This is a genomic window from Gemmatimonas aurantiaca T-27, from assembly GCF_000010305.1.
Classification (GTDB): Bacteria; Gemmatimonadota; Gemmatimonadetes; order Gemmatimonadales; family Gemmatimonadaceae; genus Gemmatimonas; species Gemmatimonas aurantiaca.
The window spans coordinates 4,311,131-4,327,823 of sequence record NC_012489.1; the positions used below are offsets into that span (position 1 = coordinate 4,311,131).

The 16,693-nt window shown below is 62.0% G+C and carries 17 protein-coding genes; 8 read left to right on the forward strand and 9 right to left on the reverse strand.

Annotation, left to right across the window (positions count from 1 at the left end; genetic code table 11):
* Positions 1 to 47 precede the first annotated feature (47 nt).
* The gene (locus tag GAU_RS18710) at positions 48 to 3,611 is read left to right on the forward strand and encodes an ABC transporter permease/M1 family aminopeptidase (RefSeq protein ID WP_156799136.1); all 3,564 of its coding nucleotides are present in this window, start codon (positions 48 to 50) and stop codon (positions 3,609 to 3,611) included.
* 73 nt (positions 3,612 to 3,684) lie between these two features.
* Here the strand turns inward: GAU_RS18710 and GAU_RS18715 are convergent, their stop codons facing one another.
* Positions 3,685 to 4,350 (reverse strand): PEP-CTERM sorting domain-containing protein, encoded by a 666-nt coding sequence (locus GAU_RS18715; protein ID WP_231847939.1) that lies wholly within the window; start codon positions 4,348 to 4,350, stop codon positions 3,685 to 3,687.
* Positions 4,351 to 4,665: 315 nt separating this feature from the next.
* On the opposite strand from GAU_RS18715, the gene GAU_RS18720 reads away from it, so the two are divergent.
* Entirely contained in the window at positions 4,666 to 5,184 is a 519-nt protein-coding gene (locus GAU_RS18720; protein ID WP_015895477.1) for a hypothetical protein, read from the forward strand.
* Between the two features lie 56 nt (positions 5,185 to 5,240).
* Here GAU_RS18720 and GAU_RS18725 read toward each other — a convergent pair whose 3' ends face one another.
* Positions 5,241 to 5,960 carry a hypothetical protein gene (locus GAU_RS18725; RefSeq protein ID WP_015895478.1) on the reverse strand — a complete coding sequence of 240 codons (720 nt, stop codon included), beginning with the start codon at positions 5,958 to 5,960 and terminating at the stop codon, positions 5,241 to 5,243.
* A 28-nt stretch (positions 5,961 to 5,988) separates the two neighbouring features.
* Positions 5,989 to 6,927, reverse strand: a complete 939-nt coding sequence (locus GAU_RS18730) for an SDR family NAD(P)-dependent oxidoreductase (RefSeq protein WP_052574548.1) — start codon at positions 6,925 to 6,927, stop codon at positions 5,989 to 5,991.
* A 249-nt stretch (positions 6,928 to 7,176) separates the two neighbouring features.
* On the opposite strand from GAU_RS18730, the gene GAU_RS18735 reads away from it, so the two are divergent.
* Entirely contained in the window at positions 7,177 to 8,400 is a 1,224-nt protein-coding gene (locus GAU_RS18735) for a serine hydrolase domain-containing protein (protein ID WP_015895480.1), read from the forward strand.
* Positions 8,401 to 8,418: 18 nt separating this feature from the next.
* Entirely contained in the window at positions 8,419 to 8,769 is a 351-nt protein-coding gene (locus tag GAU_RS18740; RefSeq protein WP_015895481.1) for a Spx/MgsR family RNA polymerase-binding regulatory protein, read from the forward strand.
* Between the two features lie 7 nt (positions 8,770 to 8,776).
* On the opposite strand, the gene GAU_RS18745 is transcribed toward GAU_RS18740, so the two are convergent.
* Both GAU_RS18745 and GAU_RS18750 read right to left on the reverse strand, forming a co-directional pair.
* On the reverse strand, positions 8,777 to 9,946 hold the full coding sequence (locus GAU_RS18745; protein ID WP_015895482.1) for a benzoate/H(+) symporter BenE family transporter: 1,170 nt from the start codon (positions 9,944 to 9,946) through the stop codon (positions 8,777 to 8,779).
* Positions 9,947 to 9,974: 28 nt separating this feature from the next.
* Positions 9,975 to 10,412: an organic hydroperoxide resistance protein gene (locus GAU_RS18750; protein ID WP_015895483.1), complete on the reverse strand. Its 438-nt coding sequence runs from the start codon at positions 10,410 to 10,412 to the stop codon at positions 9,975 to 9,977.
* A gap of 140 nt (positions 10,413 to 10,552) precedes the next feature.
* Here GAU_RS18750 and GAU_RS18755 point away from each other — a divergent pair, with 140 nt between their 5' ends.
* On the forward strand, positions 10,553 to 11,023 hold the full coding sequence (locus GAU_RS18755; RefSeq protein ID WP_015895484.1) for a MarR family winged helix-turn-helix transcriptional regulator: 471 nt from the start codon (positions 10,553 to 10,555) through the stop codon (positions 11,021 to 11,023).
* 5 nt (positions 11,024 to 11,028) lie between these two features.
* Here the strand turns inward: GAU_RS18755 and GAU_RS18760 are convergent, their stop codons facing one another.
* Positions 11,029 to 11,649: an outer membrane beta-barrel protein gene (locus tag GAU_RS18760; RefSeq protein WP_231847940.1), complete on the reverse strand. Its 621-nt coding sequence runs from the start codon at positions 11,647 to 11,649 to the stop codon at positions 11,029 to 11,031.
* A gap of 122 nt (positions 11,650 to 11,771) precedes the next feature.
* On the opposite strand from GAU_RS18760, the gene GAU_RS18765 reads away from it, so the two are divergent.
* Entirely contained in the window at positions 11,772 to 12,383 is a 612-nt protein-coding gene (locus GAU_RS18765; protein WP_015895486.1) for a GyrI-like domain-containing protein, read from the forward strand.
* A 99-nt stretch (positions 12,384 to 12,482) separates the two neighbouring features.
* Entirely contained in the window at positions 12,483 to 13,196 is a 714-nt protein-coding gene (locus GAU_RS18770) for a hypothetical protein (RefSeq protein WP_156799138.1), read from the forward strand.
* A gap of 6 nt (positions 13,197 to 13,202) precedes the next feature.
* Here GAU_RS18770 and GAU_RS18775 read toward each other — a convergent pair whose 3' ends face one another.
* Positions 13,203 to 13,784 carry a hypothetical protein gene (locus GAU_RS18775; protein ID WP_156799139.1) on the reverse strand — a complete coding sequence of 194 codons (582 nt, stop codon included), beginning with the start codon at positions 13,782 to 13,784 and terminating at the stop codon, positions 13,203 to 13,205.
* Between the two features lie 132 nt (positions 13,785 to 13,916).
* Here GAU_RS18775 and GAU_RS18780 point away from each other — a divergent pair, with 132 nt between their 5' ends.
* Positions 13,917 to 14,753: an ion transporter gene (locus GAU_RS18780; RefSeq protein ID WP_015895489.1), complete on the forward strand. Its 837-nt coding sequence runs from the start codon at positions 13,917 to 13,919 to the stop codon at positions 14,751 to 14,753.
* A 22-nt stretch (positions 14,754 to 14,775) separates the two neighbouring features.
* Here GAU_RS18780 and GAU_RS18785 read toward each other — a convergent pair whose 3' ends face one another.
* Complete coding sequence (locus GAU_RS18785) at positions 14,776 to 15,063, reverse strand: hypothetical protein (protein WP_156799140.1); 288 nt, start codon at positions 15,061 to 15,063, stop codon at positions 14,776 to 14,778.
* 346 nt (positions 15,064 to 15,409) lie between these two features.
* Positions 15,410 to 16,630, reverse strand: coding sequence for a hypothetical protein (locus GAU_RS18790; RefSeq protein ID WP_169307739.1), 1,221 nt, complete (start codon positions 16,628 to 16,630; stop codon positions 15,410 to 15,412).
* Between the last annotated feature and the right edge of the window lie 63 nt (positions 16,631 to 16,693).

Consider the following 16,693-nt stretch of genomic DNA (forward strand, 5'->3'; position numbering starts at 1 on the left):
GTGTGAAGAAACTGCCGGGGATCTTCGCATTCGAATTCCGCTATCAAATGCGACGCGTCTGGCCATGGCTGTTGTTTGCCGTGTTGACCGTGTTCTGCTTTTTCATGACACGTGACGGTTCCTTGCCGGTGATGCTGTATCAGGACCTGCAACTCAATGCGCCGTTCACCGTAGCCAAGACGTACATCTTCGGCACGTTGATCTGGATGCTGTTTGCGGCATCGATCGCCGGAGAATCTGCGGCACGTGATATCAGCACCGGCATGTATCCGCTGGTGTTCACCACGTCACTGAGCCGGTTGGAATACCTCGGTGGACGGTTTCTGGCCGCGCTGGTGATCAACCTGCTCGTCTTGCAGGGCGTGACGGCGGGCATTCTGCTGGGGATCTATGCCCCCGGTGTCGACCCAGCCCTGGTCGCGCCATTTCGCGCAGCGACGTTTCTCACCGGATTTGCCTACATCACGCTGCCAAACGCCGTCGTCGCCACGGCGTTGCAGTTCGTATTGGCTCTGCGCAGCGGTCGCACCATGGCAGGCTATCTGGGCAGCATGACGCTGTTCTTCATGGGGTTCTTCGTGGCATCGCTGATCATGTATCGGCAACGCTTCGGTCCGATGTTCGATCCCATCGGTGTGCGGTTCATCATGGAAGAGATTTCCCGCTCATGGACCGAAGTGGAGAAGAGCACCCGCCTGCTGTCGCTCTCCGGGACGATCCTCGCCAATCGGGTGGTGTGGCTGAGTGTGGCCGCATCGGCATTGATTGCGACCCTGGTGCAGTTCCGGTTTGTGCATCGCGCTGAACGTAGCGGCGTGTGGCGCCGCCTCTTCCAACGGTCCCGCGCGTCCACTGCCAGCGCACCGGTGCCGTCCACAATCGCGATCTCCTCCCAGGCACCGGTGGTGGTACCCAATGTCACGCGATCGTTTGGCGCTGGCATCGCGCTGCATCAGTTGCTGGCGACGGCGTGGATCTCGTTTCGTGCCATTGCCACGAGTTGGGCGGGATTGGCGCTGCTGGTGTTTCTACCAGTGATCACGTTGCCGGTACTGATCGACCAGATGTCGTCGCTTGGCTCGCCACTGGTACCCACGACCATTCGCATTCTCGGCGAACTCATCGCACCACTGTCCGATGAACTGAGCCGCTGGGTGATTGTACCGCTGCTGCTCGTGTTCTTCGCCGGTGAATTGGTATGGCGCGAGCGAGAAGCCGGTCTTGGCGACATCAGCGATGCGATGCCCGGCTCGGACTGGACCCCGCTGGTGGGCAAGTTCCTCGGGTTGGCGTTGGTAGTAGTGGTGTTTCTGGCTGCGCAGATGTGTGCCGGACTGCTCGCCCAAACCATTCTCGGATACAGCGAGTACGACGTGTCGTTGTATCTGCAGATCCTGCTGGGGCTGCAATTGCCCGAGTATCTGCTCTTTGCACTGCTGACGATGGTGGTGCACGCCGTTGTGAACCAGAAGTATGTGGGCCATCTGGTCGCTATCCTGGCCTATGTGTTCATCACGCTGGCCTCGTTGTTCGGCGTGGAACACAACCTGTTGGTCTTCGGCGCGGCGCCGCAGTGGTCCTACACCGAGATGCGCGGATTTGGTGGCACCGTCACCCCATGGCTGTGGTTCAAGCTGTACTGGGTGTCCTGGTCGGTATTGCTGGCGGTCGTGGCACGATTGTTCTGGAATCGGGGCCGCGAGCACAGCGTGCGTCTTCGCCTCGCGATCGCCCGGCAACGGTTCAGGGGACCGACCGCGATCACCGCGGGCGTCGCCAGCACGCTGATCCTGACGTTTGGCAGCTACGTCTTCTACAACACCAACGTGCGGCACGACTATCGCACGGCAGATGAGGTGGCGGAGCGCAGTGCGGAGTACGAACGACGGTATGGCCGATTCGCCGCCGTCACACAGCCGCACCTCGCGATCGCCAACCTCGAGGTCGACCTGCACCCGGCGCAACCTTCCGTCGATATCACAGGCACCTATCATCTGGTGAATCGCAGCGCGGCGGCCATCGACTCGGTGCATGTGGCCACACCTGTTGGCGTATCTCCACTCGAGCTGACCATCAATCGGTCCGCCGTTCACGCCGTCAACGACAGCGCATTGGGCCATCACGTGTTCGTACTGGCTACGCCGCTCGCGCCGGGCGATGCGATGCAGCTCAACTTTCGTGTGCACGTCGCTCCTCGGGGCTTTGCGGAGACAGGCATCGACCCCTCGCTCGCCGCCAATGGCACATTCATTGGCAACAACTGGCTGCCGGCGATTGGCTATCAATCCAGCCGAGAGCTGATGTCGCCCAGCGAACGTCGGGCCTACCAGTTGCCCTCTCGTACAGTCATTCCCTCGCTGTACAGCAAACAGGCACCGCTGGCACCGCGTGGGGGCACGCAGCTCAACACCGTCCTCAGCACCACCGAAGATCAGGTCGCCGTTGCACCTGGCGCACTGCAGCGTACCTGGGTGCGCGACGGTCGGCGCTACTTTCACTACGAGACCAGCGCGCCCATCGGCAATGAATGGGTATTTGCATCCGCACGCTACGCCGTGCACGACGAGACATGGAACAACCCGGATCAGTCCGGTCAGTCCGTGCAGATCCGCCTTTACCACCACCCCACTCATACCCAGTATCTCGACCGCACCCTGCGCAGTATCCGCGCGTCACTGACGTACTACTCAGCACAGTTTGGCCCTTACCCGTACACGCATCTCACCATGGTGGAACGTCCGGGTGAAGGGACCGGCCTGCACGCCGACGCCAGCATGCTGTCGCACTCGGAAGGTTTTGTCCACTGGCACCCGCGCGAAACGGCAGGCAGTCTCGATATGCCGTATGCCGTGGTGGCTCACGAGATGGGACACCAATGGGGAGTACCGTCGGCGTACGTGGAAGGTGCGCCCGTGATGTCGGAGAGTCTCGCGTGGTACTACGCCATGCGTCTGGTGCAGCACACCTCCGGTACGGAGCAGTTGCGTCGACTCACGGCATTCATGCGTGAACCGTATCCGTATGCACCCATCCGTCGCGGCGAACCGTTGCTCCGTGGACTCGACCCCTACATGTCGTATCGACGGGGGCCTTTTGCCTTGCAAGCGCTCAGCGAATATGTGGGCGAAGCGCACATCAACAGCGCCATGCGGAGTCTGCGTAACACACATCTTCCCGACTCGGCGCCATTGGCCACGACCCTCGATCTGTACCGTGAACTCAAAGCCGTCACGCCCGATTCTTTGAACGGCCTGCTGCATGACCTGTTCGAAGTGAACACCTATTGGTCATTGGAGACCGAGCAGGCATCGATGGAGAAGATGGCCGAAAACATGTGGCAGGTCACGCTGGATGTGCGTGCGCGCAAGAGTGCTTTCGACAGCGCCGGCGTGGAGACCATCGTGCCAATGGACGAATGGGTGGAAGTCGGAGTGTTCAGCGAGGGCGCGTCCGAACCTCTGTACCTGCAGAAGCACCGCATTCGCACAGGATCACAGCGCATCGTCGTGTCGGTGCCTAAGGCTCCTTCACGGGCTGGCATTGATCCATTTCATCTATTGATCGATTCCACTCCTCAGGACAACGTCCGCCCGCTGCGCGCCAGCCGCTGAGACGCCCAGGTCGTACGCACAAACGCCGCGCAGAGATCTGCGCGGCGTTCGTGTCATGGACCAGGCGATCGTGTCAGGCTGCCTGACGCCGCCGCCGGAAGGCCAGCAGGGCACCCAGACCAGCCGCCATCAAGGCATAGGTGCTGGGTTCCGGTACAGTGCTCACGTTCTGCGCAATGAAGCTGCCCGTGCCGAAGTCCTGATTCTGCTGCCAACTGCACGCCACGGCGTAGTACGTATCGCCTTTCGCTCCGCAGATGAAGAACTGTCCGTCGGCCAGCGTCAGCTCCAGACCATCACCGAAGAACATGCTCAGAGTTTGCGCGCCACCGCTGATCAGTGATCCCTGTAGGCCATCCCCTTCGAGATTCAGCGCGTGCACCCAGGGCTCTACGGGAGCCTCGGGCGGGAGTCCGGTGTAGACGAGGAACGAATCCAGCAGATTCGAGCCTTCATACGTGAACGAGACGAAGTTGTTGTTCGTCAGCATCTGGCCCTGCACGTAGTTGTTGAGGACCAATCTCCCCCCCACTTGGTACGTGCGCTCTTCTGCCGCCCTCGCACAGTCCTCACAATTGCCCACGAATTCCCAGAACGAGAGCTGGGCCTCAGCGGCTCTTGGTGTCCCCATACCGACCAGTGCTGATACTGCCAACAGCGTCCCGACCAGCTTTCCGCGAAGTGGCGCCATCGCCTTCTCCTGCTGCATGGTGAATAGGTAGATGCGTTCCAATGTCATGCACTTGGCATGAAACATGCCCGAGCAACCAATGCTGGGCTCGGTGAGGGGATTGCGGCGGAACCCATTTGTTTCCAGTCATTTGAACGTGACCGATCTCGGTATCTCTGAACGGAGAGATCTCACAATGTGACGGTGCACCTACATATTGTGGCGACGACGCGACTCTCAGCCGTTTCCATTTCCCCCACGTCGAGAATCCGAATCATGCGAAGTCATGTCATGGCGATCGTGATGGTACTGACGAGCCCTGCTTTGCTTGCAGCCTCCAAGGCATCTGCGTCAAAGGCGAGCTCAACCGCGCGCGACGTGATGATGCCCGTCGATTCGTCCGCCGCGTTTCTCACAGCGCTGCGTACCCACTGCGGTCGTGCGTACGAAGGCCAGCTCGTGAATCCGCAGCCGGCCGACAGTGCCATGCGTGGACAGCGTCTGGTGATGCACGTGCGCGGATGCGGCGACACCGTGCGGGTCCCATTTCACGTGGGTGACAATCGATCCCGCACGTGGGTCTTCACGCGCACATCGAACGGCGTGCGTCTCAAACATGACCATCGCCATGAAGACGGCAGCGAAGATCGCGTGACGCAGTATGGTGGCGATGCCATGGCTCCGCGGGCTGCGTCCCACGTGGAATTCCCCGCCGACAGCGCCACCGCTGCACTCATCCCGACCGCGCGCACCAACGTGTGGACCGTGGAGCTCACGCCCACCCGCTTCAGTTACCAACTTCGCCGCGAAGGCAGTGATCGCCGGTTCCGGGTGGACTTCGATCTCACCCGACCCATCACGCCGCCACCAGCCCCGTGGGGTGCCGACACCAAGGCGCGTTGACGGCCGTCGATCAGCTCTCCTTCCGCCAGTGTTTCATGTCGCGAAGACGACCTGATTCAACGGCCCTTGGACACACATGCTGAGCGAAAGGAAGAATCGCCGAGTGTATTGACGTCCGGTTTTGCGTAGGAATACACGAACCGGTTGCCACCGTGCTCGAAGGTGGCGCGACGGAAGAAACGAACCGCGCCGTGTTCCTGCCAATCGTCGAACACCACACGAACCTCCCGCGGACCCGAACCCGTGTGATTCACCACGTCGAGTCCAACAGGCACAGAATCGGTGATCCGCAGGTGCATCAACAGCGGGGCACCAAGTTCGTCGGTGAAGCGCAACGACATCACGCTGTCCGCACCCCAGCGTCGGTCCGCATCCCGTACCGGCGCCGCCATCCAGCGTGGTGATACGACGAGCATATGCAGGTCGTGTCCACGCACCACACTGCGAGTCACCGAATCGAGGGGCATCGCGGTGCCGTCGGCATCGCATGACCACCCCGTCCCGAAATCCACACCCGCCACCAGACTGCTGCCCATGGTCAGATGCACACGACCATCCGTAGCGGATGCGATGCGTGCGTCGAAACCTCCGGATGGCGACTCCACCGTCGCCACTGTCAGAATGGTCTTGATCGTGTCGGTGATGCCGAGTGCGCGATGGGCGGCATCGAGCAACTCCGGGCCGGATGCCTCAGGCGATGGGCTCCGGCAGGCGGAAAGCAGTGCGACCGTGACGAACAGCGCGCGGTACATGGTGCTGGGAATCTCGAGTTTCACAGGGTTCTCGTGTTCGCTACAACGCCCGTTACTTCGCCCGCGCCAGCGCCTCATCCAGCATCTTGATGAGCGCTGCACGGTCGTAGCTGAACTGGTGGCCGTGATTGAGCTGCACCATCTCTTCCATGGCCTTGCGGATGGTCACCGTGGCCTGAGCCTCCGCGGGTACCACCATGTAGCGCGGTCGCGGCTGCGGGGCAGTGAAAGCATGCAATGCGGCCGACGCCACGCTGTCGGGCGGCGCGTACGAATCGTAGTTGCCCATGGCGCGCACGAAATTCTGCATGGGCGTCTCGAACGGAGTGCCCTTCGCCCGTTCGGCGGCGGCCACGGCCGCGGCCATCGTGTTGCGGCCGATCTCCGAGCGATAGTTGCCCGGTTCAATGAGACTGGACGTCACACCCAGCCCGGCCAGTTCCACACCCAACGCATCACCAAAAGCCTCCACCGCGTGTTTGCTCATGGAATACACACCGAGCATGGCACCCGACAGAATGCCGGAGATGGAGGAAATGGTCACCACGCGTCCCTTGGATGCGAGAAGCAAAGGGGCCATCCCCCGCGTCACACGCAGCGGCCCCACGACATTCACATCGAGCACCCGCGTGAGTTCTGCATCATCCGTGGCAATGAGGGGACCGCCAGTGGCCACACCGGCGTTGTTCACCAACCCATACAACCCGCGCCCATCGGCCTGAATCTGCTTCGCCACGGCCGCCACATCGGCCGTTGAGGTCACATCGAGCCGCACCCCACGCATGTTGGGAATGGCCGACAGGGCCGCGATGTCGTCCGCCTGACGCGCGCCGGCGTACACGAAGAACCCTTCCTTCGCGAGTCGCTCGGCAATCACACGCCCAATGCCGGAACTCGCACCGGTCACCAGCACCGCAGGTTGCGGAGCGGCCTGAGCACGCAGGGCGTGTGTCGGCGCCATCGCCAATGCGCTCAAGAGCGCAAGCGCCATCAGTATCGGACGAGTGAGGGGCATCGAAAGGCAGGTATGGAGGGAGTGGATCGATCGCGCCGATGTGGCGCAGGGGAGAGAAGATGCCACCAATCGTACAGATCGTCGGTCCCTGCGCATCTCCACTCGTCCCACTCCGACAATTTTGCAACATCTCGCAGGAGAGCGTCAATCCGAAACCGCCCGTGACGTGATCGCGTATTGAGCGCGCAAGCGATTCTTCGCGGTCCCCTCACACCACAGGCTCTCATGCGGCACGTCATGGGCGTTGGCATCGCGCTGTACGCGATCGCAGCCCCCGCGTCACTCGCGGCGCAAGCGCCTCCGGTCACTAGGCCGGCAGCCGCCGCAGCGCCCACACTCGCATCACTGGACAGTCTCATCACACACTCGATGGACGAAGCCGGCATCATGGGTTTCAGCGCGGCCGTGATCGTCGACAAGCGCGTCGTGTGGATGAAGGGGTACGGATTCATGGACTGGCAGCGCACACGTCCGTTCACACCCAATACCACTGCCAAAGTCGCCTCTGTCGCGAAGCCATTTGTTGGCGTGTCCATGATGCGGGCCGTGAAGGAAGGCAAGCTCTCGCTGGATGCCGACATCAATCGGTACCTGCCGTTCCGCGTGGTGAACCCGCACCGCCCCGATGTGCCCATCACACTGCGACATCTCGCCACGCACACCTCGGGCATCACCGATCGATGGGAGATCTATCGCGCCACCTACACGTTCGACGGCGATTCCAGGGAACCGTTGTTGAGTTTTCTCACGGCGTACTTCACACCGGGCGGGAAGTACTACGCGAAGGAGAACTTCCTCGAGGCCAAACCAGGTGAATTGCGCGACTATTCCAACATCGGCGCCGCACTCGCTGGCCTGATCGTGGAGCGCGCGTATGGACAGCCGCTGAATGTGTATACCAGGCAGCATATCTTCACGCCGCTCAAGATGACGCACACCGGCTGGTTCATGCGCGACGTCGACCGCACGAATCACTCCACGCCGTTCGTGTCACAGAGCGGATTCACGGTACCCATCCCAATCTACGGCGGCACGACTTATCCGGACGGCGCCCTGCGCACGTCGGTGTCCGATCTGTCGCGTTTCTTCATCGCGATGCTCAACAACGGTACCTACGAAGGCACACGCATCCTCGACTCGGCAAGCGCCGCCGAGATGCGGCGTTTCCAGCTCACGGACGCGAACCGTCCGACCAACTTCCCAGCCGCCGACGGCAATACCGGCCTGTTCTGGCGCACCAAGTTCAATGGCCTGCGAGTGGGTCATGGCGGCAACGACCCCGGGGTGGAAGTCGAAATGCTGTCGGACGTTGCCGGCAACGTGGGCGTCATCTACATCTCCAATACATCCCTGAGCGGCACCGATCGACGCGCCACCGGGGCGATCTTCGATGCCCTCTGGAAATACGGCGAGCACATACGCGCGACCGGATCCCCCAGCTCGCGCTGAAGCAGGAGACCAGGATCGATGGCAGCAACGTTGTACGGGTTTCGGAGTTGCGACATGGTACGCAACGCGATCAAGTGGCTCGACGCCAATGGCGTGGCCTACACCTTCTTCGACTATCGCAAGGACGCGCTCGATCCGGCGGTGGTCGACGACTGGTTCGCACGCGCCGATTGGGAGCTGGTGTTCAATCGCAACTCCACCACCTTCAAGGAATTGCCAGAGCAGCAAAAGGTGGGCATCGATGCACAACGCGCGAAGCAGATGATGCTGGCCGAGACCAATCTCATCAAACGTCCGGTGCTCGATACGGGCGATCAGCTCCTGCTCGGCTTCAAGGCGGCGAACTGGGCCACCGCACTGGGCAAGTAGTGGTCAGCTAGCGGGCACGGCGCAGCAGTGCCTTGATGCCGAGTGCCACGAACCCCGCAAGCAATCCCCACAGCGCGGCCCCCAGTCCGAACAGCGCCAGGCCTGAGGCCGTGGCCAGAAAGGTGATGATGGCGGGATCGCGCGCATCCACGTCACCGAGCATCTGTTCGATGGCCCCGATGATCGAGGGGATGAGCGCAACGCCGGTCAGTGCGGCGATCGTCGAATGTGGCAGGGCGACGAATACCCGCACCAGCACCGGCGAGAAGAGCGCCAGCAGCAGATAGAACGCACCATACAACACGCCCACCACCCAACGTCGGTGGTGATCGGGGTGGGCGTCCTTGTTGGTGCACAGTGCTGCAACGATGGCTGCCAGATTCACGGCATGGGCGCCGAAGGGCGCGGCCAGCAGACTGGCAAACCCGGTGCCCAGCAGCAGTGGGCCCGCTTGTGGCTGGTAGCCCGCCGATCGCAACACCACGAGCCCCGGCAGATTCTGCGACACCAGTGTCACGAGGAAAAGTGGCACGCCCACACTGACGATCGCGCGCAGATCAAACACCGGCATGACAGGCAGCAACGCACCGAACGTGGCGCCTGCTGGCACATCGGCGATATCACCACGCGCGAGTGTGAGCAGCAGTCCCGATGTCAGCACCAACAGTAGTGCATACAATGGCACCCGCTGACGGGCGGCGACATACACCACGACCAGCAGGGAGACCAGCAGCGGGTCCACGGCCCCCAGTCGAAACAACTCCAGCGAGAACGGCATCAACACGCCCGCCAGCATGGCCGACGCAATCGCATTCGGCATGCGCTCGGCCAGTCTGCCGAGCACCGGGATCAATCCCACCAGAATCATCATGGCCGCCGCGGCCACAAAAACGCCGATTGCGACCTCCCAGCGTAGTCCCGCCGTGGTGGCACCGAGCAATGCTGCACCCGGTGTAGACCAAGCCAGCACGATGGGCATACGCACCCGCATGGACGCCACGATACCCGTGACGCCCATGGCGAGGCACAACGCAGTCACCGCTGATCCTGTTTGTTCGACCGTCGCCCCAAGCGTGCGCATGGCTTGCACCACCAGGGCGACGGTGCCACCGAATCCGATCAGGACCGCCACCAGTGCGGAGGTCCATGACGGAATCGGGGGGAGCTTGCTGTGCATCCCGTATGCTAGCAGCGCGGCGTGTGAATTACGCGGCGTCGCTCGGGGCCAGCGAAAGCCGTACATCGAGGCCGTTGCGCGTGGCATGCGAGTACGGGCACACCACGTGCGCCGCCTGCATCAGTTCCGTCGCCGTGGCGGCATCGACACCCGGCAGGCTGATGGTGAGTTCGACATCGAGTCCAAAGCCCTGTCCATCATCACGCTTGCCGATGCCCACGGCCGCCGTCACGGTGGATTCGGGCGAGACGGTCACCTTGCGCTGGCTGGCCACGAACTTGAGCGCGCCGAGAAAGCAGGCGGAGTATCCGGCGGCGAAGAGCTGTTCCGGGTTGTTGCCCTCGCCCCCGGGTCCGCCGAGTTCGCGTGGCGTTACCAGGGCAACACTGAGCGCGCCATCGTGGGTGGCAGCCTGGCCGGTGCGGCCTCCGGTGGCGGTAGCGGCGGTGCGGTAGAGAACGTTCATGGTATGAGCTCCGGTTGAGATTGAACGGTAATTGTTATCGCGATAAAGAATATGAAATTAGTCGATACATTTGTCAACAGTAATTATTATCGCCATATCTTTCTGCCGAGAATCGTGGTACGTTTGATGGAGGAGACCTTATGACCAATCCTGCAAGCACCGCGCTTTCTCTCGATCAGCAACTCTGTTACGCCATCTACTCGGCGGGCATGGCCATCCAGCGCGCCTACAAGCCGTTGTTGGATGAACTGGGCATCACATACCCACAATATCTTGTACTCAGTGTATTGTGGCGCGATGATGCGCTGACAGTGGGCGTAATAGCTGAAAAATTGGCGCTGGAGTCGAGCACCCTGACCCCTCTGCTCAAACGCCTCGAGTCGGCCGAATTGGTGCAGCGCACGCGCAATCCGGAGAACGAACGGCAGGTAGTCGTGTCGTTGACGCCCAAGGGGCAGGCCATGCAGACGCGTGTCGGTTGCCTGGGCGAAACACTGCTCGCGACCGCCGGGATGTCACCTGCGGAATTGGGTGCCCTCAACAGCGATGTGAAACGACTGCGCGATTCGATCTACACCGCGATTGGTGGGTGGAGCGTCAGCGCGGTCTGAGCCAGCTACTTGAGACGCAGCCCCACGTTGACCGGCACGAATCGCATCGGCGCCTGGCCGAACTGCTGATAGCGAACCTCCCCAAACAGGATCGCACGGCGAACCGGAGTCTCCACCCCAGCGCCCGCCGTGAAGCCCGTCGTACGCATGGTCATCGAAGCGGACTGCGGCGCAGATTGGGACAAGAGCGAGGGCAGGACAGCCGACGACCGTACCCAATAGCTCCCTCCACCGGCCAGTGCATAGGGCTGCACCGCGGTCCGAAGCCCAGGCCATCGGAGCACGACACTCGCCGCAGCGGAGTACATCGCGTCTGAACGCTGCATTTGCCCCACTGCGACACCATTGGCATCGGTGACGATCGCCGTTCTACCGCCCAGCGACTGATATCCGGCATCTACGCGAACGGCCAGCCATGACAACGGCATGCGCACCTCGCCAAGTACACCGATCTGCCCCCCTCGGCCGTAGAGTTGGCCGGCCTGCGCACCATTGGGCGTGCTCCATCCAGCCATGACGCCGAGTGAAACGGGCGAGCGCGCGGCCTGCTGTGCTTCGACTACATCCGTCGCAGCAAACATTCCGGCCACGCCGAGCAGGATGGACCGACCTATTGAAGCGCTCATTGGCATACCCCCAAAGTGGTGACGCGTTGTGCTTGCCCTTGCAATTCTGGAAGTGGATTCCACAAATGCAAGGCTACGCCCCGATCATGAAGCCTCTCCGTCGTTCAGCACATCACACGGTCATGACCAAACTCGACCTCAAGAAAGACCTCCGCCATCTCTATGCGCCCTCCGCAAAGGACGTGGCCGTAGTCGACGTGCCGTCGATGCACTTTCTGATGATCGATGGCGAAGGGGATCCCAATCACGCACCCGCATACGCGGAGGCTGTGGAAGCGCTGTTCACGCTCGCCTACGCCATCAAGTTCGCGGTGAAAAAGGGTCCCGCCGGCATCGACTATGGTGTGATGCCGCTCGAGGGACTGTGGTGGGCTGACGACATGAGCGCGTTCACCACCGGCGATCGCTCGCAGTGGCAATGGACCATGATGATCATGCAGCCGGACTTCGTGAACGCGTCGTTGGTTGCCGACATCACGAAGGAAGTGACACGCAAGAAGAACCCCGTTGCCCTGCCGTTGGTGCGCTTCGAGGCCTTTGCCGAAGGGCCCGCCGCGCAGGTCATGCACCTTGGGCCCTTCTCAGAGGAAGGCCCCACCATCGAGCGGCTGCACGGGTTCATCGAAGCCTCCGGTCGTCAGCTCGCCGGCAAGCACCACGAGATCTACCTCAGCGACATCCGCAAAGCCGCGCCGGACAAGTGGAAGACGGTGGTGCGGCAGCCCTTACGCTGACTCCGCCCCGACCCCCCAAAAGCGCCTGTTGACGCGCCGTCCCATTTCCGTATGTTGGATTTTCAGCACTGCTGATATTTCAACACACCGGAGATGACCATGCCCGTCAATGAAGCCCCCGAAACGCCCGCCCTCGAGACCCTGCGCCGCGAGTTCATCCGCTACCGGCGCCGCAGTTTGGCCATCCAATGCCTCGGTGCGACGCTGCTGCTCGGCGCCTGGACCGCCCAGCAGCGCCAGGATCAGGTGATCCGCGTGCGTGGCATCATCGTCGAAGACTCGCTCGGCCGGCCACGCATCATGATCGGGGCCCCGCTCAACCTACCCGGACGCACCGCCGCACAATCCGGCGATGGCATCGCGGTACTCTCGCCCACCGGTGCGCTCCAGACCGCACTCGGCGCGCCCACACCGGCCCCGATGGTCAATGGGGCCCTGGTCAATCGCCTGGGCGGCAGCGCGGGGTTCGTGATCGCCGACCCGGAAGGCAACGAACGTGGTGGCATGGGCGCATTTCCCGATGGCCGCGCCAATGTCTGTCTCGACTACGCCAAGGGTGTGAAAGAAGCCGCCTGTCTGGTCGCGTTCGCCAACGACCAGATGGCCGGCCTGGTGGTGAACGGACTGCCTGGCGAAAAGGCCTTCGATCGCGTGACTGCACTCGTGGGCAAAGGTGGGTGGGCGCAAATGAAAATCGCCGCACCCACCGGTCAGGAGAGTGCCATCCTGCGCAGCACCGGCACCGATCGCGCGCAACTCATGGTCTACGATTCGACCACGAAGACCTACAAGGATGTGCTGCCCAGGGAATGACGCGAGCTACCGCAACGGTACCTCCACACCGACCCGGACGGCATACCAGGATGGCCGCACCACGATCGGCCTGGAGTTGGCGTCCAGACGGGGGAAACCGACCACCTCGGTGGCATCGACACGTGATTGCATGCGCTCCACCGTGAGGAGCAATCGCATGTTCTGACCGCGAGTACCGGCTGCCACACCCACGACAGCCACCGGTCGCATCGGACCGCCCCACAGCACACCCATACCTGCCGTGGCCCGCAACAACGGCAGGTTGGCCGGTGTTTCGATGCCAACCTGCACGGTGGATGTAGCAAACAGATCCCGCCGATCCTCCGCGTTGTATGTGGTATCCACGTTGAATCCGATGAGGGTGCATCCGCTGGGGGCGACACGCACGGCTGCTCGCAGGTCGCCCTGTACGACCAGTAACCTCCATGGACGTATCACCAATGCACCGTTCGCCTCTGGCCCACCGCCATCGCCTCCGTTGCGCCCACACTGCGCGCCGAGTTCATCGGGGATGGATGTGAGGCCACCGGTGATCGCGATTGCCGCGCGCCGATCCCGGCTTTTTGCGCCTCGGCAACGTTGGCGCACACCACAAGCGCGGCCACCAAAGCAAACAAGACAGTCTTCATGCATACACCTCCATGGGTGGTACTGCGGGAGATACCGCCACATAGCGCGCCGCCATTGCCGGGCGGATTCCCTGAACGATAATTCAGGGCAATGACCACACCCATCTCGGAGGCACCACCTCCCGCCGATTCACACCGAGCTCGTCTGCATCAGATCATCTTCGAAGCCGACACGTTTGCCGGTCGCGCGTTCGATGTGAGTCTCATCGTGCTCATCCTGGTGAGCATTCTCGCGGTGAGTGTGGAGACACTGCGTGACCTGTCGCCGCGTACGCAGGCGGTGATGGTGGTGCTCGAATGGGTGCTCACGGCCATCTTCACGCTCGAGTACATCCTGCGGCTGGTGGCCGTACGCAAACCGCTGCGTTATGCCACGAGCTTCTTTGGCGTGGTGGATTTGCTGGCCATTCTGCCGTCATGGCTTGGCCTGTTCGTGCCAGGCGCTCAGGCACTGCTGGTGGTGCGCGTCCTGCGGCTGCTCCGCATCTTCCGCATTCTCAAGCTGGCGCGGTTCCTGTCCGAGGCCGAACGGCTCACGCACGCCCTGCGCGCCAGCATGCGCAAGATTGCGGTCTTCCTGCTGACCGTGGCCACGATCGTGGTGATCGTCGGCTCCATCATGTTCGTGGTGGAAGGCCCGGAGAACGGGTTCACCAGTCTGCCGGTGTCGATGTATTGGGCTGTGGTCACACTGACCACAGTGGGATACGGCGACATCGCGCCGAGAACACCACTCGGGCAGTTGCTGGCGTCACTGGTGATGATTCTGGGCTATGGCATCATCGCCGTGCCAACGGGTATCGTGACCAGTGAGCTGACCGCCGGCCGTTTCCAGCATGGAGTGTCAACACAATCGTGCCCGTCCTGTTCAGCGGGCGGGCACGATCTCGATGCGAAGTACTGTCGGGTGTGCGGGGCAGCGTTGTAAAGGCGCTCTTGTGACGCCATGCTCAACGGGCGATCGGTAGTTCCACTCCAACACGCAGTGCACTCCACCGTGGACGCACGACCATCGGTGTGCGCGACGTATCTACCTGCCCGTTACTGCGCACCTCCTCCGCATTCACGCGCGCGCGATACTGATCCCATTCGATGAGTAACCGTGCACGCTGCCCTCGTGTACCGGTGGCGATGCCCCATACCATCAAGGATGGTTGAGTGCCGCCCAATACCCGCCCCGTGCCGATAGTGGCACGCAACAGCGGCAAACGCGGTGGCGTTTCAAGTCCGATACGCACCGTAGATAGGAAGGTGGGATCCTGCCGGTCTCTTCTGTCGTAGCCAACCCTGACACGAGATACCAGCCCGAGACAGCTTGACGGCATGGTGATCACTGTTGCGCTCAGATCCGCCTGTGTGGTGATCCATCCCCAAGGCCGGAACAGGAATGATGCAGCGCCTAAGACACCAGCCCCTCCTCCATTCTTGGGCACTCCACACTGAGAGACAAAGGCATCAGGAAGGGTGGAGAGCCCGCCGCTCAATCCCAACCCCACGCGGCGCTTCCCTGCGTTCTGCGCCACCACCTCGGAAGGCATGAGCAACAGACCAGCGAGAACAACTGACAAAACAATCTTCATGGACTCAGAACCTCCGAGGCATCGTGTAGCCGAGTCGAGCCATCATCATACTGTCACTCGCACGGACCTTTCTAGCGAGCGGTTCGAGCGCATCCCATGCCATCTCGGGAGCGCCACCCAACATGAACTCGAACACGCCATTCATTGTGCGACGAGCTTCATTGCCCGGCGCTGTCGGTCGATCGCCCACCGAGAACCATCCAAGTGGTTGGCGATTTGCCCGCGTTGTCGCCATGCTCACAGGCATGCCAGTTGAATCAACGGCTTCTCCGACCAGGGTATAGCCGTTGATATGCGGCGAGGAAAGCAACTCTGAAGTGGTCCGTTCCACATCCATAGCCATCCAGCGATAGGCAAGCTGTGGCTGAGTGCGGAAGTACCAAGCGTATGGCGCGCCATCTACATGTAGTTCCACCCGATAGGTACCGCGTAGCCTGCTGGACGTCCTTTGCGCCAACGTCCAATCGAGCTCGAGCACGGCCTCGCGCAGAATGGAGCGCAGTGGCTCCATCTCGGCCAGTGCACTATTCGTGCGAGCCCATGCCATGGCCCGGACGATTCGCGCGCGATCAGCCGCATCCAGGTCGCCAGGACGGCGTTCTGGCGAGTGCCGCCACGGTCGATCAAGAATCGATTCGATACCGAACATCGCTTCCGGTGAAGCCAACTGGACGCTGCCAGGTACTCCTTCCGGTCTGCCCCGTCGTGGATAGGGATATGAACCAAGTGCGCGGATCAGAAATACGGGCACGTTCCCAACCCAATGCTCCCGCGGCAGCAGCGAAGCGCGCACAAAGCTCACTTCACTGGCCACCGCAAATGTGTCAGTGCTTGCCCAGGGCACGGAGCGGCAGTCGGCTCCATATGGAGCAGCACGAATGAGTGCGACCGGCTGACGGTCGACGATGCCAGACCCGGACAACACGGCACGAGTCGCCGAGTCGAGATTCAGTATGCGCACCCGTGCTGCCGGCAGGAGCACCGGCCGCGCTACGCTGCCCGGCTCCCGTGCATTGCCATAGGACGCCTGTTCGTCGGCGGTAAACGACAATGTGGTGTCGCGCTCCACGCGTACGACCGCAAGCGTGGGCTCGGGCCCCATCGAACAACGCGAGTTGGCCCGGAGTTCCGGTAGGTGGGTGGTAAGAGCCACACCAACACCACACACGCCAATTGCAGCGGCCCGCCACGGTGACATTTGCCAGGAGCACATGAACTTCAACATGCGAAGAGGTACGTACCGAAACCAGCATCTGGCAAATGGCCATGTCACATCACCACCCGCCAT